This window comes from Actinomadura flavalba DSM 45200 (assembly GCF_000374305.1).
GTDB lineage: Bacteria > Actinomycetota > Actinomycetes > Streptosporangiales > Streptosporangiaceae > Spirillospora > Spirillospora flavalba.
In genome coordinates this window covers 1,182,191-1,202,996 of record NZ_KB894093.1, presented here as the reverse complement: position 1 = coordinate 1,202,996, position 20,806 = coordinate 1,182,191, and the positions used below count along the sequence as shown (strand labels likewise).

Below are 20,806 nucleotides of genomic sequence, written 5' to 3'. Positions count from 1 at the left end.
GGTCGTGGTTTCACGTGGATCAGTGTGGCGGTGGGGAGCAGGTGGTAAGGCGTGGCATGCTTGCCCCCGTCGTTCGAGGGAGGTTCCATGCACCGTCCGTTGCGGGCTCGTCGCACGGTGACCGCGCTGGCGGTCGTGGGGTCGCTGCTGGCGGCGGCGGCGTGCAGCGGCGGGGAGGGCGAACCGGTCGCGAAGGGGGAGACGCCTCCGGCGACGCCGGGGGAGCCGACGAAGACGGCCGCGCCCGCCAAGGAGCCGATCCTGCTGGCGTTCGGCGGCGACACGCACTTCGAGGGGCACCTGCGGTCCCGGCTGGGGAACCCGTCCACGGCGCTCGGGCCGATCGCCAAGGTGCTCAAGGCCGCCGACCTGTCCATGGTCAACCTGGAGACGGCCATCACGACGGGCGGCACCCCCGCGCCCGGCAAGCAGTTCGCGTTCCGCGCGCCCGCCACCGCGTTCACCGCGCTCAAGGCCGCCGGGGTGGACGTCACGTCGATGGCGAACAACCACGGCATGGACTTCATGGACGGCGGCCTGCGCGACTCGCTGCGCGCGATCAAGCGGACGGGGTTCCCGACCGTCGGCATCGGCAAGGACGCCGACGAGGCGTACGGCGCGCACCGCGTCACCGTGAAGGGCAACCGGCTGGCGATCGTCGGCGCGACGCAGGTCCTCGACGACCACCTCATCCCGGCCTGGACGGCGACCGACTCCAAGGGCGGTCTCGCGTCCGCCAAGGAGGAGGCCCGGATGGTGCAGGCCGTGCGGGACGCCCGCAAGGGCTCCGACATCGTCATCGTCCACCTGCACTGGGGCGAGGAGCTGAACCCGTGCCCGCTGCCCCGGCAGCAGACGCTGGCGAAGAAGCTCATCGCGGCGGGCGCGGACGTCCTGGTCGGCGGCCACGCGCACATCCCGCTCGGCGGCGGCTACCTGGACGGCAAGTACGTCCACTACGGCATGGGCAACTTCGTGTTCTCCAGCGCGAACGGGCAGACGGCCAAGTCGGGCGTGCTGCTGCTGAAGATGGAGGGCCGCAAGGTGACGGCGGCGAAGTGGAAGCCGGCGCTGATCCAGGGCGGGGTGCCGGTGCTGATGCGCGGCACCGCCGCGACCGCCGAGGAGAAGCGCTGGCAGGGCCTGCGCCGCTGCACCGGCCTGTCCGCCCGCCCCTGACGGCTCATGATCGGGCCGGACGCCGCGTGACGGCGTCGAGCGCGGCGGCGAGGCGCGCGCGGGACGGCAGGGCGCCGGGGTCGATCAGGGCGGAGAGCACGAAACCGGTCAGCGTGGCGTAGGCGAGGGCGCCGAGACCCTGGACGTCGGCCTCGTCCACCTCGTCGGCGGGGACGCCGAGCGCGATCGCGGCCAGTTCGCGCCGCGCGAGCGACAGCGCCTCCTCCATCCGGCTCCGGACCTCCTCGCTGAACTGGGCCTGCACGTACGCCTGGACGCCCGCGACGAGCAGCGGCCGGTCGCCGGGGATGGCGCGGAACACCTCGTCGAGCATCGCGAGGAACCGTTCGGCGGCGGTGTCGCCGCCCGCGCGCCGGGCGGCGGTCTCGACGCGGTCGCCCCATTCGCCCGTCGCCTCCAGGACGGCGGCGGTCATCAGGTTGTCCTTGGACCCGAAGTGGTAGCCGATCGACGCCAGGTGGGCGCCGGACGCGGCGGCGATGTCGCGCGCCGTCGTGTGGGCGTAGCCCTTCTCGGACAGACAGAGCTTGGCGCCGCGCAGCAGGTCGTCCCGTTGTCCCATGGCGCCGATCCTACCTCCTTGGACGTACGTACGTTTGACGTGAGATTTGTACGTACGTACGATCAGCCGCATGAAACGTCTCCGCACCCACGCCGCGCTGGCCGTGCTGCTCCTGCCCGCCCTGCTGACCTCGATGGACCTGTCGATCCTCTTCGTCGCCTCCCCGACGATCGCCGCCGAGCTGCGGCCGTCCGCGACCGCCTGGTTGTGGATCATGGACGTGTACGGCTTCGTCATGGCCGGGCTGCTCATCACGATGGGCGCGCTCGGTGACCGCTTCGGCCGCCGCCGGATGCTGCTCGGCGGCGCCGCCCTCTTCGGCACCGCGTCCGCGCTGCTCGCCCTCGCGGACTCCCCGGCCTGGCTCATCGCCGGACGGGCCCTGCTCGGCGTCGGCGGCGCGACGCTCGCGCCGTCCACCCTGTCCCTGCTGCGCAGCCTCTACCCGGGGGAGCGCGAGCGCCGCGCGGCCGTCGCCGCGTGGACGGTCGCGTTCACCGGCGGCGCCGTCGCCGGTCCGATCGTCGGCGGCCTGCTGCTGGAGCACTTCTGGTGGGGCTCGGTGTTCCTCATCAACGTCCCGGTGATGCTCGTCCTGCTGGTCGCGGCACCGCTGCTGGTGCCCGAGTCGCGCGCGGCGGAGCCGACGCCGTTCGACCTGCCGGGCGCGGTGCTGTCACTGGCGGCGCTGTTCGGGCTCGTCTACGCGATCAAGCAGGTCGCGGAGGAGCCGCGCGAGGCCGCCGTCGCGGGCGCGGTGGGCGCCGCGGCGGCGGTCGCGTTCGCGGTGCGGCAGCGCCGGGCCGCGCACCCGCTGCTCGACCTCGGCCTGCTCCGCCGCCCGTTGTTCGCGTCGGCCGTCCTGGCGAACACGGTGATGACGCTCGCGGTGGCCGGGCTCGGCGCGCTGGCGTTCACGCTGCTCCAGACCGTGCACGGGATGGGCCCGCTGGAGGCGGCGCTGTGGGCGCTGCCGACGATCGCCGGGACGTTCGCGGGCGCCGGGCTGGCGAGCGCCGTCGGGGAGCGGGTGCGGCCGGCGGTGCCGCTGGCCGGCGGGCTGCTGGTGAGCGCGGCGGGGTTCGTGGTCGTCGCGACGCAGACGGCCGAGCCGTGGATGTTCATCGCGGGCTACACGGTCGTGACGTTCGGCGTCGGCGTGACCGGGACGGCCGCGAACGCCCTCGTCCTCACGGCGGCGCCGCCGGAGCGGGCCGGGACGGCGGCGGGGCTGTCGGAGACGTCCACCGAACTCGGCGCCGCGCTCGGCATCGCCGTCCTCGGCACCCTCGCCACGGAGGTGTACCGGCGGGCCATGGACGCCGTCGCGCCCGGCACTCCGGCGGCCGAGACGGTCGCCGCCGCGCCGCACCTGCCCGAGGCGCGCGCCGCGTTCGTCGACGGCCTGACCGTCGCGGCGTCCACCGCCGCCGTCGCGCTCACGCTGATCGCGCTGCTCCTCGCCCTGTGGGTGGGACGCGGCGCCGTCAGGAAGGCGTGAGGTCGTGGACGGTACCGGCGGCGACGGCCCGAAGCTTGTCCGGGTTGGCGATGTTGTGCAGGGCGACGATGCGGCCTTCGGCGTCCAGGTCGAGGCCGAGGGTGGCGATGACGCGGTCCGGGGCGCGGAAGACGACGCCCGGCGCGCCGTTGATCTCGGTGAGCTCGACGGACATGTCGGACGGCGCGACGCCCTCGTAGCTGCGGGCGGCGATGCCCGCGAACCAGCGCGCCACCTTGCGCGCGCCCGTGATCGGGTGCAGCACCTGGCGGACCTTGCCGCCGCCGTCCGTCCACAGCGTGACGTCGGGGGAGAGCAGGTCCATGAGGGCGTTCACGTCGCCGCCCTGAGCGGCGGCGAGGAACCGTTCGGTGACGGCGCGCTGCCGGGCGCGGTCGGCGGGGAAGCGGGGCCGCCGCGCCCGGACGTGCTCCCGGGCGCGGTGCGCCGCCTGCCGGACGGCGGGCTCGGACCGGTCCACGGCCTGCGCGATCTCGGCGTGCCCGAACCCGAAGACGTCCTTGAGGACGAACACCGCCCGCTCCAGCGGGCTCAGCGTCTCCAGGACGACGAGCAGCGCCGTGGACACCGTGTCGGCGTCGGGGACGTCCTCGCCGGTCAGGACGGGTTCGGGCAGCCACGGCCCGACGTAGGTCTCGCGCTGCCGCCGCGCCGACCGGAGCTGTTCCAGCGCCAGGTTCGCCACGGTCCGGGCGAGATACGCCCGGGGGTCGGTGACCTGCGTCCGTGACGCCGCCGACCAGCGGAGCCACGCGTCCTGCACCGCGTCCTCGGCGTCGGCGGCGCTGCCGAGGATGCGGTAGGCGACGGAGAACAGCAGGGCGCGATGGTGCTCGAACACCTCGCGCCCGGCGTCGGCGCTCATCGGGTGAACCGGCCGCCGTGCGGCCAGAACGCCCCGGACGCGGGCATGACGGTCATGCGGCGGAACGTACCCCACGGCGACGCCGTCACGATCTCCTTGTACCGGACGGCCCGCCGCCCGGTGAGGCAGAGGCGGCGCGGACGCCCGTCCGGCCGGGTGAACTGCACGACGGCGTCGCCGCGCCCGAGGCTCACCGGCAGGTGGTAGTACCCGAACCGGAACGGCCTGGCCCGCCTGCCGCGCAGCGTCCGGACGATCGACACGGCGGCGTGCACACCGGTCGGCATCCCGCTGCCGCAGGTGCCGTGCAGGACGCCGTACGTCTGGCGGATCGCGGCGGCGTCCCCGACGGCGTAGATCTCCGGGTGCGACACCGAGCGCAGCGTTGCGTCCGTGACGATCCGTCCGGAGTCGTCCACGGTGAGCCCGGCCGCCGCCGGGAGCGGCGGGACGCGCGTGCCGCCCGTCCACAGCACGGCCCGCGCGGGCACCGTCTCGCCGCCCGCCAGCGCGACGGCGTCCGGGAGAACCTTCACCACCTCGGCCCCGGCGCGCACCGCGACGCCGAGCCGGTCGAGCGCCGCGCGGACGTGCGCCGCCGCGCGCGGCGCCAGGTCCGCGCCGGGCTCGGTCCGGCCGAGCAGGACGACGTCCAGCCCCGGGTGCCGTTCGGCGATCTCGGTGGCGGCCTCGACGCCGGTCAGCCCGGTGCCGCCGACGACGACGGTGCCGCCGTCCAGGCGGGCGAGCCGGGCGGCGAGCCGCCCGGCCTCCCGGAGGCCGTCGAGCCTGTAGGCGTGCTCGGCCACGCCCGGGACGCCGGTGTCCGCGACGCCGCCGAGCGCGTAGACGAGGGTGTCGTAGGGCAGCGCCCGTTCGTCGTCGATCCGGACGGTCCGCGCCCCGGCGTCGATCCCGGTCACCCACCCGGCGACGAACCGGGCGCCGACCCGGTCGAGCATCTCGGGCACCGCGAACTCGGCCAGCTCCCCGCCCGCCGCGGCCGTGTGCAGCCGCAGCCGCTCGGTGAACCGCTCGGTCGCGTTGACCACCGTCACCTCGACGTCACGCTTACGGGTCCGCGCCGTGAGCTGCACCGCCGCCGACATTCCGGCGTATCCGGCTCCCAGCACCACGATCCGATGGGTCATCTCTCCGCCTTTCCTCGCTCGCCCACCAGATGCGGCGGACCCGCGCGAACGTGACATGCGGCGGAGTGGCGTGCGTCACGCGCGTGCGGCGGCGATGAGGTCGCGGTACCAGGCGTACGACCGCTTCGGGGTGCGCTGCTGCGTCGCGTAGTCGACGTGGACGAGCCCGAACCTTGGGTGGTACCCCTCGGACCACTCGAAGTTGTCCAGCAGCGACCAGGCGAAATAGCCCCGGACGTCCACTCCGTCGGCCATCGCGGCGCGCATCGCGGCGATGTGCGCCTCCAGGAACGCGACGCGCGGCCCGTCGTCGGGCGCGTCCGGGAACGAGCAGCCGTTCTCGGTGACGACGAGCGGCGGCAGCGCGTCCCCGTAGGTGGCGCGGAGGTCGCGCAGCAGGTCACCGAAGGCGTCCGGGACGATCGGCCAGCCGAGGTCGGTGACGGGGAAGTCCGGCATGTCGACCAGGTCGAACGGCAGCGGGGAGTCCGCCGGGGCCGGGCCGATCCGCGTCGGCCGGTAGTAGTTGACGCCGAGGAAGTCCAGCGGCGCGGCGATGACGGGCAGGTCCCCGTCCCGCACGACGCCGTCCGGGAACCCGCCGAGCGGCGTCAGGTCGGGGTAGGCGCCGGTCAGCAGCGGCTCGGTGAACAGCCGGTTCAGCATCAGGTCGAACGTCGCGGTCGCCGCGCGGGCGTCGTCGGACGCGGGCCACGCGGGCGAGTAGTGGTTCGCGATCCCGACCCTGCGGGCGCCCCGGGCGCGCAGCGCGGCCGCGCCGAGGCCGTGCGCGAGGAGCTGGTGGTGCGCGGTCGGCAGTGCGTCCAGCAGCAGCGCGTGCCCGGGGGCGTAGAGGCCGTAGCCGTAGCCGTAGGCCATGACGACGACGGGTTCGTTCAGCGTCATCCACGCGTCCACGCGGTCGGCGAGCCGGTCCGCGACGATGGCGGCGTACTCCGCGAAACGGTGGGCGGTGTCGCGGTTCATCCAGCCGCCCGCGTCCTCCAGCGGCTGCGGCAGGTCCCAGTGGTACAGCGTCGCGGCGGGCGCGATCCCGGCCGCGAGCAGCGCGTCCACGAGCCGGTCGTAGAAGTCGAGCCCCGCCGCGTTCACCGCGCCCGACCCGGACGGCTGCACGCGCGGCCACGCCACCGAGAACCGGTAGGCGTCCACGCCCAGCCCGGCCATCAGCGCGACGTCCTCCGGCCAGCGGTGGTAATGGTCACACGCGACGTCGCCGGTGTGGCCGTCGCGGACGCGGCCGGGGGTGTGCGCGAAGACGTCCCAGGTGGACGGGCCGCGCCCGTCCTCGGTGACGGCGCCCTCGATCTGGTAGGCGGCGGTGGCGACGCCCCACTGGAATCGGTCCATTCCGGCCTCCCGGGAAACGTGAGAAGTATTCGGATGCTACGGGTGGGGCGAACCCGGACGAAAGGGGTTCGCGACGCACCCGCGTCATCGCACGCCGTGACTGGGCGACAATGGACGGGTGACGGACAACCGGACCCCCCTGCGCCGCCGCCCCGCCCAGCGCCGCAGCGCCGAACGCGTCCAGCGGATGCTCGACGCCTGCGCCGGCATCCTCGACGAGGACGGCTTCGACGGCCTGACCACCACCCGCATCGCGCAGCGCGCCGAAGTCGCCATCGGCTCGGTCTACCAGTTCTTCCCCGACAAACGCGCCGTCGCCCAGGCCCTCGCCCTGCGCAACTTCGAGCAGTTCGGCGACCGGGTCGCCGCCCGCCTCGCCGGAGGCGGCTTCGACGACTGGTCCGACTCCGTCGGCGCCATCATCGCCGTCTTCGTCGACATGCACCGCACCGTCCCCGGTTTCCGCGTCCTGCGCTTCGGTGACATCGCGGACGTCAACCTGCTCGACGCCGGGCACGAGAACAACTCCGTCGTCGCCCGCGAACTGCGCGACATGCTCGTCCGCACCTTCGACCTGCGCGACACCCCCGAACTGGCCCGCGCGCTCGGCATCGCCGTCGAGGCGGGCGACGCCGTCCTGAAGATGGCGTTCCGGCGCAGCGCCGACGGCGACCCCGACATCATCGCCGAGGCCGAACGGCTCATCCACGGCTACCTCGCCGGGCACATCGCGGACGGCTGAGCGGTTACCCCCCGTACGCGGGGGTATCCCGCCGATCCCCCCGAGACCGAAGGTGTCACCGTGGACGCTCAGCACCAGTCGCACAGCCGCCTGCTCATCCGGCAGCGCATCCGCCCCATGGTCAACCAGTACGAGGTGCACGCCGAGTCGCCCGGCGGCGGCGAGGGCGAGCTGGTCGCGTTCGCGCAGCAGAAGCGCGTCGCGTTCAAGGAGAAGGTCACCCTCTACGCCGACAAGAAGAAGAAGGAGCCGATCTTCTCCTTCCGAGCGCGTCGCAAGATCGACCTCGGCGCCCGGTACGACGTCACCGCCGAGTCCGGCGAGCCCATCGGGGAGTTCCGCAAGGACTTCCGGCGGTCGCTGCTGTCGTCCACCTGGCACCTCGACCAGCCCGGCCTCGGCGGGCTCACCGGGTCCGAGCGCAGCCGGTTCGTCGCCGGGCTGCGGCGCGTCTGGAACTTCATCCCGTGGGTCGAGGCGCTGCCGTTCGCGTGGCCGTACCACTTCGACTTCCGCTCCGGCGACCAGGTCGTGTTCTCGGTCGTGAAGAAGTTCGGGCTGCGGGACCGCTACGTCGTCGACATCCACGACCCGCGCATCGACCGGCGGCTCGTCATCGCGCAGGCCGTCGCGCTGGACGCGCTCCAGTCGCGCTGACGCGCGGTCAGGCGAACGCGTCCAGGAGCGCGCGGGTGGCGTCGAGGCGGCGGGTGTGGACGCCGCGGTCGATCGGGAACGAGCCCGGCCACGCGTGGCCCGCGCCTTCGACGGTGTGCAGGGTGACGTCGGCGCCGTCGCGGCAGCCGTCGTACCGGGTGGTGACGACCTCGGCGTCGCGCTCCCGGCGCGGCGCGGCGCAGCCCTGGGCGCGCGCCCACGCGCGCGTCGCCGCCGGGACGGACGGCAGTGCGTAGCGTCCGTCGGCGGGCCGCATCCACGCCGGGACGGCGCTCAGCCGCCCGCCGAACGGCGGCCCGCCGCCGTAGGGGATGATCGCGTCGGCCGTGCCGTGCACGACGAGCATCGTGACCGGCGGCGGGTCGGCGCAGGCCCGCGTCATGGTGACGCCGCCGACGGCCGCCACGCCCGCGACGCGTCCGCGCAGCCCGCAGACGAGCGCCGCCGCGAGCCCCGCGCCGTTGGAGAACCCGGCGGCGTAGACGCGGCGGCGGTCGAGGCACAGCCGCTGCTCCAGGTGCGTGAGCAGCCGCCCGACATAGCCGACGTCGGCGCCGCCCTGCCGCATTCCGGGCATCTTCCAGCCCTTCCGCCCGGCCGCCGTCTCCGGTTCCACCACCGCGAACCCCGCGCGCGGCCCCTCCCGCGCCAGCCTGCTGAACAACGACTGCGCCACGGCCGACGAGTTGAGCCCGTGGAAGTCGAAGATCAACGGCACCGGCCGATCGGCCTCGTCCGGCAACGTCAGCAGATACGACCGTCCCTCGAACGCGTGCCGCCCGCTGGTCAGCCCGGCGGGCTCGCACCGCGCCGCGGGCCGCACCGCCGCCCGCTCTCCGCCCTCGCACCCCGCCACGGCCACCAGCACGGCCGCGACCAGCGCCACCCACCCCCGAACCCTCACACGCCGGACATTACCCGCGCGGCCGCCACGGGATGTCCGACGTCGTCGCTAGCGTGGGCGATGCTGGTCAACGACGATCGGGGGAACGAAATGACGGCACCGTCCTTCTCGGGTGGCGTGAACATCGCGATGAAGATCCCCAAGGCGGAGTTCGAGGCGACCGTGGCGTTCTACCGGGACGTGCTCCGCTTCGACGTCGTCCCGGACGAGACGGGCACCCGCGACGTCTCCCGCACCTACCGCGTCCAGTACGGCCCCACGACGCTGTGGCTCGACTGCGTCGACCACTACGCCCGGCCCGACCTGTGGCTCGACCTGCGCACCGACGACCTGGCCCGCGCGACCGCGCACCTGGCGGCGGCGGGCGTCGCCACCTGCGACGAGATCGAGGACCTCGGCGACGCCCCCGCCCACTGGATCAAGAACCCGGCGGGCCTCGTCCACCTCCTCGCCGAACACCCCGCCGAACAGGCCGTCCCCCTCGAACCCCCGGAGGACGCCGCCGCGGCCCCCGCGTGAGCTTCGCGTCCGCCGGGAGGCGGCGCTGCTCACCGGTCGTGTCCGAGCACCTGAACGCCGTCCGCAAGTACGTCGTGTCCCGCACGCTCACCGACCCCGGCTGGGCCAACAGCGAGATCCTGCCGCTGCGCCTCGTCCGCGAACGACGCTTCGCCAACGGCGCGGTCCTCACCGTCTACCGCCCGGCCTGACCCGGCGCGCCGACGTCAGTGATCGCTTGTGGGGGCCCTGGTGCCCGAGCCGCTTTACATGTTACGAAGAGATGTAAAGCGGAGTCTTCCGCGGCGAGGAGGCATGTGCGTGAGTTCCTTCGACCTCTACACCACCCCCGTGCCGGACGAGACCTGGAACGTCCCGATGAGCGGCGCTGCCCGCTTCACCTGGGAGTACGACGGCGGGCGCGACCGGCTGCTGAACCTGTACCAGAAGGGCAAGGACAAGCAGTGGGACGCGCAGAAGCGCATCGACTGGGATCAGGAGGTCGATCCCGTCAACGTCGCCGGGCTGCCCGAGGAGTTCAACCCGCTGCACGGGTCCGACATCTGGGACCGGATGACCCAGAAGGAGCGGGACGAGTTCGGCCGCCACCAGGGATCGTGGCTGTTCAGCCAGTTCCTGCACGGTGAGCAGGGCGCGCTCAACGTCTCGGCCCGGATCGTCCAGTCCGTCCCCGACCTGGACTCCAAGTTCTACGCCGCCACGCAGACGATGGACGAGGCGCGGCACGTCGAGCTGTACACCAAGTTCCTGCACGAGAAGATCGGGATGTACTACCCGATCAACCAGGACCTGGCGAAACTGCTCGCCGAGTCGCTGGAGGACAGCCGCTGGGACCTGCCCTACCTCGGGATGCAGGTGCTCATCGAGGGCCTGGCGCTCGCCGCGTTCGGCGTCTACCGCGACCTGTCCACGAACCCGCTGGTCAAGCAGCTTCTCGCGTACGTCATGCAGGACGAGGCGCGGCACGTGGCGTTCGGCCGGCTGGCGCTCAAGGACTACTACGCCGAGCTGACCGAGAAGGAGCGGGCCGAGCGGGAGGAGTTCGTCGTCGAGGGCTGCTACCTCATGCGCGACCGGTTCAAGGGCCGCGAGGTCATCGAGCGGCTGGAGCTGCCGGTCGAGCGGTGCATGGAGTACGTGGAACAGTCCCCGATGTTCACGCTGTACCAGTCCATGCTGTTCAGCCGGATCGTCCCGTGCGTCCGGGACGTGGGGCTCTGGGGGCCGAAGGTGCAGGCCGCGTACGCCGACATGGGCGTGCTCGACAACGCCAAGGGCGACCTGGAGGCGCTGATGCGGCAGGACGAGGAGATCGCGGAGAAGGTCGACGCGGAGCGGTACGAGCAGGAGGTCACGGTGCGCCGGGGCGAGGTCGAGGAGGCCATCGCGCTCGGCGCCGAGTAGCCCGGCGAAAGGGGCCGTTCCGGACCGGAACGGCCCCTTTTCCGCGCCCGTGATCGGCGCGTGATCAACGATCATGGATTTCCCATCGCGATCTTGAATTCCGTTGACGCACCGGTACTGATCCACTGCACAGCGCCAAAAAACGGGTGACAAACCCCACAAAGAGTGGCCGTTCGGTTGCGTCATCGGCATTCGTCCGTACGGTCAGGTAGCTGTGTGCGGCTCCGTCCAGGCGCCGCGCGCGCCGGACGCCGAGCCGCGACGACGCGGGCGAGCGCCCTTCGGGGGCTTGGAAGAGGCGGACGCCGGCCGGGGTCGTGTCCCCCGGCGGAAGGTCCGCGCGGTGAGCGGGCGAGAAACGCCGCACCGCACATGACAACAACGGTCGCAGAACGACGCGCGCGGTCCTTTCGCGTGCGCCGGGTTCCGCTGCCGGGCGTCCGGGGTCCTGTCCCCGATCAAAGGACTTCCCTGTGGGCAAGCACCGCCCCGCGTCCCGTTCCCGTCTGCTGGTCCTCGCCTCCGGGCTGGCCGTCGCCGTCCTCGCGGCCGGCGCCTGGGCCGTCCTGAACCGGGCGAACAGCACGAACCCCACCCCCGTCGCCGACGTGACGACGACGAACCCGGCCCCGCTCGCCGCCGACCCGCCCCGCGCCACGCCCACCCGGGCGAGCCGCGACGGGCGCCGCACCGATCCGTCGTCCAGCCCGTCGCCCGAGCCGACGCCGACGGAGACGGAGACGGCGAAGCCGTCGCCCAAGCCCACGAAGACCAAGGCGAAGCCCGCCGCGAAGGTCGTGAGCAGCGGGTCCTGCGAGGCGTCCTACTACTGGCAGGGCCAGATGACCGCGAGCGGCGAGCGCTTCGACCCGAGTGACCTGACGGCCGCGCACAAGACGCTGAAGTTCGGCACCAAGGTCCGCGTGACCAACAAGAACAACGGCAAGCGGGTCACCGTCCGCATCAACGACCGCGGCCCGTTCGTCGCCGGACGCTGCCTGGACCTCTCCCGCGCCGCGATGCAGCAGGTCGGCGGCACCGGCTCCGGCGTCATCCCGGTGAGCTACCAGGTGCTCGCGCGCTAACCGCGCTGCGGCGCGACCTCGCGCAACGCCCCGTCCGCCGGGACGGCCCGTGCGGGCGGGGCGGCGGTCGCGGGGCGCGTCACCTCGGCGACACGTTCCCGGAACCAGTCGGTGAGGACGCCGTCCACCCGGACGGCCTCGGTGATCGGCGGACGCGGCTCGGTGCCGGGCTCGGCCGCCAGCGCGTGCCCCATCCGGAACGTGGCGGCCTCGACGGCCGGGGCCCCGGCGCGGGCCAGCGCCTCGCGCAGCTCGGTGATCTCGCCCGGCGGCACGACGCGGTCGCGGGCGCCGCCGATGAGCAGCAGCGGGACGCCGCGCGCCGCGATGTCGTGGGCGCGGGCGCCGAGGTCGAGCCGGTCCGCGAGCGCGCCCGCCCCCTCCGACCAGGCGCGTTCGCGGCCCGACCGGGCCTCCAGCGCCCGCGCCGCGCGGTGCGGCGCGACGACCGGCGCGACCACCGCCGCCGTGCTCACCGGCACCGCGTCCTGCGCGAGCGCGAGCAGCGCCGCCGCCGCGCCCGCCGAGAAGCCCGTCAGCGCGACCGGCCCGTCCGGGAGGCCGAGGTCGCCGCGCAGCGCCGCCAGCGCGGCGGGCAGCCGCTCGACGGCCCCCTCGACGGCGGCGCCGTAGTACTCCATCGCCCCCGACTCCAGGAATGTGCCGCTGCCGAGCCCGTCCGGCGGCAGCCCGTCGGCGGTGGGCAGCTCCAGGTAGACGCGCCAGGTGGGCACGCCCGTCATCGGCGCGGCCATCGCCAGCGCCGCCGCCGACCGGGGCGGATCGAACCCCGGCCACGCGAGCACGAGCCGCGTCGCGCCGGACGCGCGGGCGTCCACGGCGGTCGGCGGCACCGCGACGTAGGCCGTCCCGGCGGCGATACCCCGCACGGGCGCACCGGAGTCCGGACGATCTGCGCTCATGGCCTGGTCAGCTCCTGTCGCGGGGGACGGACGCCCCGGCTCCATCGTGGCAGTGGACGCCGGGCGCGGCGCCCGGAACCGCCGCACCCTGGCAGGCCGGGTGAGGGAGGCATCACTCTTGGTAACACAAGAATCGCGTCGTGGGCAGCCGTACGGCCGGGAAGGTGCGGAAATCACACCGGCCCCGGATGGAACAAAGCGGGCGCGCGCCGCGTCTGAGAAGGCGTGGGCGGTGCGGGGGCACGCCCGCGTGGCCCCTGGGAAGGAGCGCCGGATGAACGGTAAGCGTGGTGCCGCCGCCGCAGGGCAGGCGTGGCAGGTCTACAACGAGACGCTCGAAGAGGGACAGCCCCGGCTCGGTGAGCGGGCGCGGGCCGTGCCCCGGATGGTCAAGTCCGTCCTGAAGGGCGAGTACAAGGGCATGTCGGTCGGGACGCTCGGCCTGCTGCTGCTCGGCATGATCTACATCGTGTGGCCGCTGGACGCGATCCCCGAGGTGATCCCCGTCGCGGGCATCGCCGACGACGCGGGCGTCGCGCTCTGGCTCGTCACGCTGCTCGTCCGCAACGCGGGCGACTTCGTCCGCTGGGAGCGCGGCGGGAGGCCGACGGCCGTCCCCGGCGAGGTCGTCGACTAACCGCGCGGTGACAGTTCCCTGGAGAAACTCGCCGCGATCTCGCGCATGAGCGGGACGGCGGCGCCGACCGCCTCGGCCGTCATCCGCGCGGACGGGCCGGACACCGATAGCGCCGTCAGTGCGGGCGCGTCCGGCAGCGAGACGGCGACGCAGCGGACGCCGACCTCCTGCTCCTCGTCGTCCACCGCGTAGCCGACGTCGCGGATGCGGCCGAGTTCGGCCAGCAGCGCGTCGGCGTCGGTGAACGTGTGCGGCGTGCTCGGCGCCATCCCGGTACGTTCCAGGATCTCCCGGACGCGCGGCTCGGGGAGCTGCGCGAGCAGAGCCTTGCCGACGCCCGTGCAGTGCGGCTTCACCCGGCGGCCGACCTCGGTGAACATCCGCATCGAGTGCCGCGACGGGACCTGCGCGACGTACACCACCTCGTCGCCCTCCAGCACGGCCATGTTCGCCGTCTCGCCCAGCTCGTCCACGAGCCGCGTCAGCGCCGGGCGCGCCCACGAGCCGAGCCGCCGCCCGGCGCCCTCGCCGAGCCGGATCAGCCGGGGCCCGAGCGCGTACCGCTTGGACGGCTCCTGCCGGACGTACCCGAGCGTCACCAGCGTGCGCATCAGCCGGTAGATCGTGGGCATCGGCAGGCCGGACGCCGCCGTCAGCTCCGACAGCGCCATCTCGCCGCCCGCGTCCGCCAGGTGTTCCAGCAGCTCGAACGCGCGTTCCAGCGACCGTACGGCCTCCGCCACCGGTGCCTCCCCTTCGTCTTCGGACGGCCCGATTGTACGGAGATTCGATTTCACTGTGCGAAATGATCGCGCAGGGTTATCACATGCTCGCATCCGGTTATAACGACATGGGCCGGGGATCGCGGAGATCGGGGATGAACGTGACGGGCACGGGCGAAACGACACGACGGCGGCGGTGGGGCGCCGTGCTGCTCGCCGGGGGACTGGCGGTGCCGTCGCTGCTGGCGGGCGACCGGTCGGCGGTCGCCGTCGCGCCGGGCCTGGCCGCCACGATCACGCCCGGCGTCCGCACCGGCGAACTCGTCGAGCACGCCGTCCGCGTCCGCGCCACGGAAGGCGTCGTGCGGGACGCCGCGCTGCGCCTCGCCGTCGCGGACGCCGCCTTCGCCGGGCCCGCCGCAGGCTGCGCGCCGTCCGGCGCGGAACTCCACTGCCCCCTCGGCACCCTCGCGGGCGCGCGCACCGTTCACGTGACCCTGCGCCCGGCGTCCCCCGAGGCCGTCCCGCACCTGACCGCCACCGCGACCGCCCGCGACACCGGCCCCGTCACGGTCGACACCCGCCCGGCCCCGCCCAAGACGGCCCCCACCGTGCCCTCCCTCCCCACCGACGCGACGCCCGTACCGCGTCCGCAGGCCACGATCGCGGCCCCGAAGCCGGACACGACCCCGCACGCGTCCACACCGCGCGACAACGCGTCCCGCCCCCGCGCCGCCGCGACGCAACCGGCCCCGACCCCCCGCCCCAGCGGCCCGAGACCCACCCCGACCAGCACGACGCCCGCACCGACCCCCCGCCCCAGCGGAACGACATCCGCACCGAACCCCCACCCCGGCCGCACGACACCCGCACCGGCCGTCCGCCCCGGCGGAACGAAGCCTGCGCCGAAAACCCGGCCCAGCGGCACGACGCAGCCACCGGCCGCCGGTCCCGGTGGGACGACGCCCGCGCCGAAACCCCGTCCCGGCGGGACGACGCAGCCACCGGCCGCCGGTCCCGGTGGCACGACATCCGCGCCGGTCGTCCGTCCCGGCGGGACGCCCGTGTCGCATCCCCGTGCGGACGAGGCGGCGCCCGCGCCGCAGGAGGGCGTTTCGCGGCCGCGCGCGGCCGGGACGGCGCCCGCGCCGACCCCTCGCCCCAGCGGACCGGCCCCCGCGCCGAGCCCCCGTCCCGGCCGGACGACGCCCGCGCCGCAGCCGGGTGTCGTGCCCGGTACGGGGACGCCGGTGCCCGGCGGGACGGCGCGGCCCGGCACGCGTCCGGCCGCGCGGCCGACCCCGTCGCGCAGGCCCGTGGCGGCGCCCGCCGTGCCGCCGCAGGCGCCGCCGCCTCCGCGCACGCCGGCGCGGCCGCGTCCGGGTGAGCGTCCGCAGCCGCCCGAGCGTCCGCACGGCCCGGCGCCGCTCCCGCGTCCCGAGCCGCCCACGACCCTGTGGGACCGCCCCCCGGCCGAGGCGCTGGCCCCGGCCTACGACCCCCCGGCGAACGACGCCCTCTCCACGGCGCTGCCCGCCCTCCCGTCGGTCACCCCGGCCGACGCGGCGGGCGACGACGAACTCACGCTCATCGCCCCCACCGGCGGGGAGACGGGCGGCGGACGCGACTGGGCCGTCGTCTTCGCCGTCGCCATCGCCGCCGAGGTCGCGCTGCTGTGGCTCGCCGCGTCCCTGAACCTGTGGCGCCGCCGCATCGCCCTGTGGCGCCGCCGCTGACCGGCTGTAGAAGGACGACTAGGATCGGGGTCGCACGCCGGGCGCGGACCGTCGACTTGTCACAACCGTGACAAAGGCCGACCCGGCGAATGTGGTCGATGAGTAATATCGCCCTGCGCTTACCATCGGGTAGCTTCACGCTGCACGATGCCGCCGTTGGCCGGGCGAGCACCCCCTCCGGCGCCCCCGCCGCACATCCCGCCGGCGCTTCGCGACCCCCGCTTGCGTCCGCCGGCCCATCCCCCGGGAGTTACCACACATGGCACTGGGCTCGCTGCTTCCCGAACTCCGGCCCGGCGGTGACGGCCGTATGCCGCTCATCGAGCGCGTCGCCCGCTGGGCGGCGGAGAAGCCGGACGCTCCCGCCTTCACCTACGTCGACTACTCCCTCGACACCAAGGGCGCGCACCTCACGCTCACCTGGGCGCAGGCCGACCGCCGCGCCCGCGCGATGGCCGTCCGGCTCCGCCAGGCGGCCGAGCCCGGCGACCGCGCCGCGCTGCTGCTCCCGCAGACGCTCGAATACATGATGACGATGCTCGGCGCGATGTACTCGCACGTCATCGCGGTGCCGCTGTTCTCGCCCGACCTCCCCGGCCACGCCGATCGGCTCATCGGCGCCTACACCGACGCCGAGCCCGCCGTCGTCGTCACGACGCGCAACGCGCTCTCGCACGTCGAGAAGTTCCTCGCCGACCACGACGTCCCGCAGCCCCGCGAGATCGTCTTCGCCGAGGAGGTGGACGAGTCCCTCGCGGACCAGTGGCGCGACGAGCCCATCGGCTTCGACGACCTCGCCTACCTCCAGTACACGTCGGGGTCCACCCGCCGCCCGGCCGGTGTGGAGATCACGCACGGGAACGTGACGGCGAACGGCGTGCAGCTCTGGTCCGGCTGGGCGCCCGAGCGGCCCAACCCCGAGCTGGTGAGCTGGCTCCCGCTCTTCCACGACATGGGCCTCATCTCGGTGCTGGCGCTGCCGACCGTCAACGGCGACCACGCGATCTACACCGACCCGCTGTCGTTCATCATGAACCCGATGCGCTGGATGCGGCTCATCGCGGAACGCCCCGGCAAGAACGTCTACACGGCCGGGCCGAACTTCGCCTACGAGTACGTCGCGTCGTCCGCCACCCCGGAGAAGATCGCCGACCTCGACCTCAGCGGCCTCACCACCTGCCTGAACGGCGCCGAGCCGATCCGGCCGTCCACGCTGACGTCCTTCGCGGACGCGCTCGCCCCGGCGGGCCTGAACCCCGGCGCGCAGGCTCCCGGCTACGGCCTCGCGGAGGCGACCGTGTTCGTCGCCGCCGCCGCCGAGGACGCCCCGCCGCGCGTCCTGCACGTCGAGCGCGACGCCCTCACCGCCGGTGAGCTGCGCGTCTGCGCCGCCGACGCGGACCGTGCCACCGCGCTCGTCTCGTGCGGCAAGCCGTGCGGCCAGTACGTCGCGATCGTCGACCCGGAGACGCGGCTGGAGCGCCCCGACGGGCGCGTCGGCGAGATCTGGGTGCACGGCCCCAACACGGCCCCCGGCTACTGGCGCAACTCCGAGCGCAGCCAGGACACGTTCGGCGGCGTCCTGGCCGAACCCGGCGACCTGCCCGCCGAGCGCTGGATGAAGACCGGCGACTACGGCGTCGTCCACGACGGCGAGCTTTACGTCACGGGCCGCATCAAGGACCTGATCATCGTGGACGGACGCAACCACTACCCGCAGGACATCGAGGGCACGACGCAGGAGGCGCACGAGGCCGTCCGCCCCGACTTCGTCGCCGCGTTCGCGGTGGACGGCGGCGAGACCGAACGGCTCGTCGTCGTCGCCGAACGGAACCGGCGCGTCCCGCTCGGCCGCCTGGACCTGGACGAGGTCGAGGCCGCCGTGCGCGGCGCCGTCAACGTCGAGCACGAGATGGCCGTGCACGACTTCGTGCTGATCGAGCCGGGCGGGATCTCCCGCACCTCCAGTGGCAAGATCGCTCGTGCGGCGACGCGGCAGCGGTACCTTGACGGCGGGCTCCCGACGACGGCGGCGCGGCTGGCGTCGCGCGGCTAGCGTCGCACCCAACGGCGGCCGGGACACAGGAGGAACATGCTTGCGGGGCTGGGACGGCTCATCCACCGGCGACGGTGGTGGAGCCTGCTGCTGATCCTCCTCCTCACGGCCGGGGCGGGGGCCTGGGGCGTCGGCGTCCTCGCGAAGTTCAAGAACGGCGGCTTCGAGGACCCGAAGGCGTCCTCGACGCTCGTCGCCAAGCTCGGCAACGAGTACTTCGGCAGCACCAACCCCGACCTGCTCGTCCTGTACCGCAGCGACACCCGCACCGTCGACGACCCCACCTACATGCGCGACGTCGTCACGACGGTGGCGCGGCTGCCCAAGGACCGGGTGGCCGAGGTCGCGTCGTACTGGTCGTTCGACGCCAAGACGGCGCCCAAGTTCGCCTCCAAGGACCAGCACGCCACGATCGTCTCGATCAAGGTCGCGGGCGACGACGACAAGGCCAAGGGCGAGAACTATCTCTGGATCAAGGAACGGCTGGCCGCCCCGGACCTGACGACCCAGCTCGGCGGCGCGTTCCCGCTCGGCACCGAGTTCGGTGAACGGGTCGTCACCGACATCGTCCGCGCCGAGCTGATCACGGCGCTGCCGCTGCTCATCCTGCTTCTGCTGCTGTTCGGGGCGCTCGGCGCGTCGCTGCTGCCGCCGTTCATCGCCATCTTCGCGATCGTCGGCGGCTTCGCGCTGCTGCACGCCATCACCTACGTCGCCGACGTCAACTCGATGGCGCTCGAAGTCGTGACGATGATGGGCGTCGGTCTCACGATCGACTATTCGCTCTTCATCATCAGCCGGTTCCGCGAGGAACTGAAACGCGGGCTCGACGAACGCGGGCTGCCACCGGGCAAACCGTGGAAGATCGACCCCACCCGCAAGGGCCGCCGCGAGAAACGCAAGGCGTACCGGCGGATGGCCGACCCGGTGCGGCAGGCCGCGCTGGCCCGCACGATGGTGACCGCCGGGCGGACGATCATCGTCTCGGGCATCACCGTCTCCGCCGCGCTCGCGGGACTGCTCGTCTTCCCGCAGATGTTCCTGCGCACGATCGGCCTCGCCGGAATCGCGACCGTCCTCGTCGCCGTGTTCGGCGCCGTCGTCCTGCTGCCGACGCTCATCGCGTGCCTCGGCCGGGGCATCGAGTTCGGGCAGATGCCGTGGCGGCGCCGCGCCCGCGAGAAGGACGACGACCGGCGCTTCTGGTACCGGCTCGGCCTCAACGTCATGCGGTTCCCGCTGCCGTACTTCGCGCTGGTGCTGGCCGTCCTCGCCGTGCTGTCCGGCCCGTTCCTGAACGTGCAGTTCGGCCAGGTCGACGTCCGCATCCTGCCCAAGGACAGCCCGACCCGGCAGGTCGTGGAGACGATCGAACGCGAGTTCCCCAGCCGCTCCACCGAGCCCATCGACGTCGTCATCTCCGGCGACCTGTTCCCGCGCGACTTCCGGCCCGTCCGCGAGGACGAGGTCGTCCCCAAGTACATCGAGGACTTCCGCGCCCGCCTCGCCGGGCTGCCGGGCGTCACCGAGGCCGCGCTGAGCGGCTGGAACGGCGACTACGGCGGTGTCCGCATCTCGGTGTTCCACGAGCACAAGCCGATGGAGCCCGAGGCCGTCACGCTGGTCCGCGAGATCAAGAAGATGGAGCTGACCAAGGACGGCTTCCCGATGCACCTCGACGTCGGCGGCTCCACGGCGGCGCAGCTCGACCAGAACGACAGCCTCGTCAAGGCGCTGCCCAAGATGGCGATCCTGGTGTGCGTCTCGACGTTCCTGCTGCTGTTCATGGCGTTCGGGTCGATCCTGCTGCCGATCAAGGCGATCCTGATGAACGTCCTGTCGATCGGGGCGTCGTTCGGCGTGATCGTCTGGGGCTTCCAGTACGGGCACCTGGCGGGGGTGCTCGGCTTCACGCCGACGGGCGCCGTCGAGGCGACGTCGATGATCCTCATCCTCGCCGTCGTGTTCGGCCTCTCCATGGACTACGAGGTCTTCCTGCTCAGCCGCATCCGCGAGGAGTGGGACCGCACGCACGACAACCGCGAGGCGGTCGCGCGCGGCATGCAGTACACCGGCGGCATCATCACCAGCGCGGCACTGCTGTTCCTCATCGTCATCGCGGCGTTCGCGGGGGCGAGCCTGACGGTCGTGAAGCTGATCGGCGTCGGCATGTTCGTCGCGATCGTCATCGACGCGGCGCTGGTGCGGTCGCTGCTCGTCCCGGCGACGATGCGGTTCCTCGGCGCGGCGAACTGGTGGCTGCCCAAACCGCTGGCGGGGCTGCACAAGGTGCTCGACCTGGGCGAGGTCAGCGACGCGTCCGGCCCGGCGGTCAAGCCGCCGCCGCTCCCGGAGGAGCAGCCGTACTCGATCGCCGTCCGCTGGACGGACGAGTCGGGCCGCCCGGTCAGACCCGACCCGGCTCCCGACCCCCGGCCCGCCTACGCCTCCTCGGTGCCCCCGGAGGCTCCGCACATCCCGATCACGTTCAGCCCCGGCACGTCCACGACCGTGACCCCGGCCCCGGTCCCGCTGCCCGCTCCGCCGAGCCCCCCGCCGTCCCCGGACGACGGCCGCTGGGAGCCCTGGGCCGAGGGCGAACCCCAGCGACCGGCGCCGCGCAAGGTCACCCGCACGCGTCGCGAGATCCACCCCAACCCCGACGGCGCGGGCTGGTCCTGGCGCGAGGTCGAGGAGACCGTCGACGAGGACTGACCCGTCCGCCGCGA

Annotated in this window: 19 protein-coding genes; 12 read left to right on the top strand and 7 right to left on the bottom strand. The window is 73.6% G+C overall.

Going from position 1 to position 20,806, the window contains the following annotated elements:
• Positions 1-87: 87 nt before the first annotated feature.
• On the top strand, positions 88-1,179 hold the full coding sequence (locus C229_RS0105395; protein WP_033423927.1) for a CapA family protein: 1,092 nt from the start codon (positions 88-90) through the stop codon (positions 1,177-1,179).
• A 4-nt stretch (positions 1,180-1,183) separates the two neighbouring features.
• Here C229_RS0105395 and C229_RS29505 read toward each other — a convergent pair whose 3' ends face one another.
• Entirely contained in the window at positions 1,184-1,762 is a 579-nt protein-coding gene (locus C229_RS29505) for a TetR/AcrR family transcriptional regulator (protein WP_018654057.1), read from the bottom strand.
• A 70-nt stretch (positions 1,763-1,832) separates the two neighbouring features.
• Here C229_RS29505 and C229_RS0105385 point away from each other — a divergent pair, with 70 nt between their 5' ends.
• A complete protein-coding gene (locus C229_RS0105385; protein ID WP_018654056.1) occupies positions 1,833-3,263 on the top strand; it encodes an MFS transporter in 1,431 nt (476 codons plus the stop codon).
• On the opposite strand, the gene sigJ is transcribed toward C229_RS0105385, so the two are convergent.
• The 3 genes from sigJ to C229_RS0105370 form a co-directional block, all read right to left on the bottom strand.
• Positions 3,250-4,149, bottom strand: coding sequence for an RNA polymerase sigma factor SigJ (sigJ, locus tag C229_RS0105380; protein WP_018654055.1), 900 nt, complete (start codon positions 4,147-4,149; stop codon positions 3,250-3,252). The genes C229_RS0105385 and sigJ overlap by 14 nt on opposite strands.
• Positions 4,146-5,300, bottom strand: a complete 1,155-nt coding sequence (locus C229_RS0105375) for an NAD(P)/FAD-dependent oxidoreductase (RefSeq protein WP_018654054.1) — start codon at positions 5,298-5,300, stop codon at positions 4,146-4,148. Before C229_RS0105375 ends, sigJ begins: the two co-directional genes overlap by 4 nt.
• A 75-nt stretch (positions 5,301-5,375) precedes the next feature.
• Positions 5,376-6,671 (bottom strand): GH1 family beta-glucosidase, encoded by a 1,296-nt coding sequence (locus C229_RS0105370; RefSeq protein ID WP_018654053.1) that lies wholly within the window; start codon positions 6,669-6,671, stop codon positions 5,376-5,378.
• 118 nt (positions 6,672-6,789) lie between these two features.
• Between C229_RS0105370 and C229_RS0105365 the strand changes: the two genes are divergently transcribed.
• Together C229_RS0105365 and C229_RS0105360 are read left to right on the top strand one after the other, a co-directional pair.
• Positions 6,790-7,413: a TetR/AcrR family transcriptional regulator gene (locus tag C229_RS0105365; protein WP_018654052.1), complete on the top strand. Its 624-nt coding sequence runs from the start codon at positions 6,790-6,792 to the stop codon at positions 7,411-7,413.
• A 60-nt stretch (positions 7,414-7,473) separates the two neighbouring features.
• A complete protein-coding gene (locus tag C229_RS0105360) occupies positions 7,474-8,070 on the top strand; it encodes an LURP-one-related family protein (RefSeq protein ID WP_018654051.1) in 597 nt (198 codons plus the stop codon).
• 7 nt (positions 8,071-8,077) lie between these two features.
• Here C229_RS0105360 and C229_RS29500 read toward each other — a convergent pair whose 3' ends face one another.
• Positions 8,078-8,995, bottom strand: a complete 918-nt coding sequence (locus C229_RS29500; RefSeq protein WP_155884606.1) for a CE1 family esterase — start codon at positions 8,993-8,995, stop codon at positions 8,078-8,080.
• Positions 8,996-9,085: 90 nt separating this feature from the next.
• On the opposite strand from C229_RS29500, the gene C229_RS0105350 reads away from it, so the two are divergent.
• The 4 genes from C229_RS0105350 to C229_RS0105335 all read left to right on the top strand — a co-directional run bounded on the left by C229_RS0105350 (position 9,086) and on the right by C229_RS0105335 (position 12,003).
• A complete protein-coding gene (locus C229_RS0105350; RefSeq protein ID WP_033423926.1) occupies positions 9,086-9,514 on the top strand; it encodes a VOC family protein in 429 nt (142 codons plus the stop codon).
• Between the two features lie 38 nt (positions 9,515-9,552).
• Positions 9,553-9,705, top strand: coding sequence for a hypothetical protein (locus tag C229_RS29495; protein WP_155884605.1), 153 nt, complete (start codon positions 9,553-9,555; stop codon positions 9,703-9,705).
• 109 nt (positions 9,706-9,814) lie between these two features.
• On the top strand, positions 9,815-10,918 hold the full coding sequence (locus C229_RS0105340) for a ferritin-like domain-containing protein (RefSeq protein WP_018654048.1): 1,104 nt from the start codon (positions 9,815-9,817) through the stop codon (positions 10,916-10,918).
• A gap of 473 nt (positions 10,919-11,391) precedes the next feature.
• Positions 11,392-12,003: a septal ring lytic transglycosylase RlpA family protein gene (locus C229_RS0105335; protein WP_018654047.1), complete on the top strand. Its 612-nt coding sequence runs from the start codon at positions 11,392-11,394 to the stop codon at positions 12,001-12,003.
• Here C229_RS0105335 and C229_RS29490 read toward each other — a convergent pair.
• A complete protein-coding gene (locus C229_RS29490) occupies positions 12,000-12,893 on the bottom strand; it encodes an alpha/beta hydrolase (protein ID WP_018654046.1) in 894 nt (297 codons plus the stop codon). The two genes, C229_RS0105335 and C229_RS29490, sit on opposite strands and share 4 nt — an antisense overlap.
• 307 nt (positions 12,894-13,200) lie before the next feature.
• On the opposite strand from C229_RS29490, the gene C229_RS0105325 reads away from it, so the two are divergent.
• Positions 13,201-13,563, top strand: coding sequence for a YkvA family protein (locus C229_RS0105325; RefSeq protein ID WP_018654045.1), 363 nt, complete (start codon positions 13,201-13,203; stop codon positions 13,561-13,563).
• On the opposite strand, the gene C229_RS0105320 is transcribed toward C229_RS0105325, so the two are convergent.
• Positions 13,560-14,306, bottom strand: coding sequence for an IclR family transcriptional regulator (locus tag C229_RS0105320; RefSeq protein ID WP_018654044.1), 747 nt, complete (start codon positions 14,304-14,306; stop codon positions 13,560-13,562). The genes C229_RS0105325 and C229_RS0105320 overlap by 4 nt on opposite strands.
• Before the next feature lie 134 nt (positions 14,307-14,440).
• Here C229_RS0105320 and C229_RS0105315 point away from each other — a divergent pair, with 134 nt between their 5' ends.
• The 3 genes from C229_RS0105315 (at position 14,441) to C229_RS0105305 (ending at position 20,792) form a co-directional block, all read left to right on the top strand.
• Positions 14,441-16,021, top strand: coding sequence for a hypothetical protein (locus tag C229_RS0105315; RefSeq protein WP_026313463.1), 1,581 nt, complete (start codon positions 14,441-14,443; stop codon positions 16,019-16,021).
• A gap of 259 nt (positions 16,022-16,280) precedes the next feature.
• Complete coding sequence (locus C229_RS0105310; RefSeq protein ID WP_018654043.1) at positions 16,281-18,077, top strand: fatty acyl-AMP ligase; 1,797 nt, start codon at positions 16,281-16,283, stop codon at positions 18,075-18,077.
• Between the two features lie 36 nt (positions 18,078-18,113).
• On the top strand, positions 18,114-20,792 hold the full coding sequence (locus C229_RS0105305) for an MMPL family transporter (RefSeq protein WP_018654042.1): 2,679 nt from the start codon (positions 18,114-18,116) through the stop codon (positions 20,790-20,792).
• Positions 20,793-20,806: the final 14 nt, after the last annotated feature.

What these genes read in the sequence shown, in the direction of transcription:
- C229_RS0105395 (WP_033423927.1), top strand. Translation starts at nt 88, where the DNA reads ATGCACCGTCCGTTGCGGGCTCGTCGCACGGTGACCGCGCTGGCGGTC.
- C229_RS29505 (WP_018654057.1), bottom strand. Translation starts at nt 1,762, where the DNA reads ATGGGACAACGGGACGACCTGCTGCGCGGCGCCAAGCTCTGTCTGTCC.
- C229_RS0105385 (WP_018654056.1), top strand. Translation starts at nt 1,833, where the DNA reads ATGAAACGTCTCCGCACCCACGCCGCGCTGGCCGTGCTGCTCCTGCCC.
- sigJ (WP_018654055.1), bottom strand. Translation starts at nt 4,149, where the DNA reads ATGAGCGCCGACGCCGGGCGCGAGGTGTTCGAGCACCATCGCGCCCTG.
- C229_RS0105375 (WP_018654054.1), bottom strand. Translation starts at nt 5,300, where the DNA reads ATGACCCATCGGATCGTGGTGCTGGGAGCCGGATACGCCGGAATGTCG.
- C229_RS0105370 (WP_018654053.1), bottom strand. Translation starts at nt 6,671, where the DNA reads ATGGACCGATTCCAGTGGGGCGTCGCCACCGCCGCCTACCAGATCGAG.
- C229_RS0105350 (WP_033423926.1), top strand. Translation starts at nt 9,086, where the DNA reads ATGACGGCACCGTCCTTCTCGGGTGGCGTGAACATCGCGATGAAGATC.
- C229_RS0105325 (WP_018654045.1), top strand. Translation starts at nt 13,201, where the DNA reads ATGAACGGTAAGCGTGGTGCCGCCGCCGCAGGGCAGGCGTGGCAGGTC.
- C229_RS0105315 (WP_026313463.1), top strand. Translation starts at nt 14,441, where the DNA reads ATGAACGTGACGGGCACGGGCGAAACGACACGACGGCGGCGGTGGGGC.
- C229_RS0105310 (WP_018654043.1), top strand. Translation starts at nt 16,281, where the DNA reads ATGGCACTGGGCTCGCTGCTTCCCGAACTCCGGCCCGGCGGTGACGGC.
- C229_RS0105305 (WP_018654042.1), top strand. Translation starts at nt 18,114, where the DNA reads ATGCTTGCGGGGCTGGGACGGCTCATCCACCGGCGACGGTGGTGGAGC.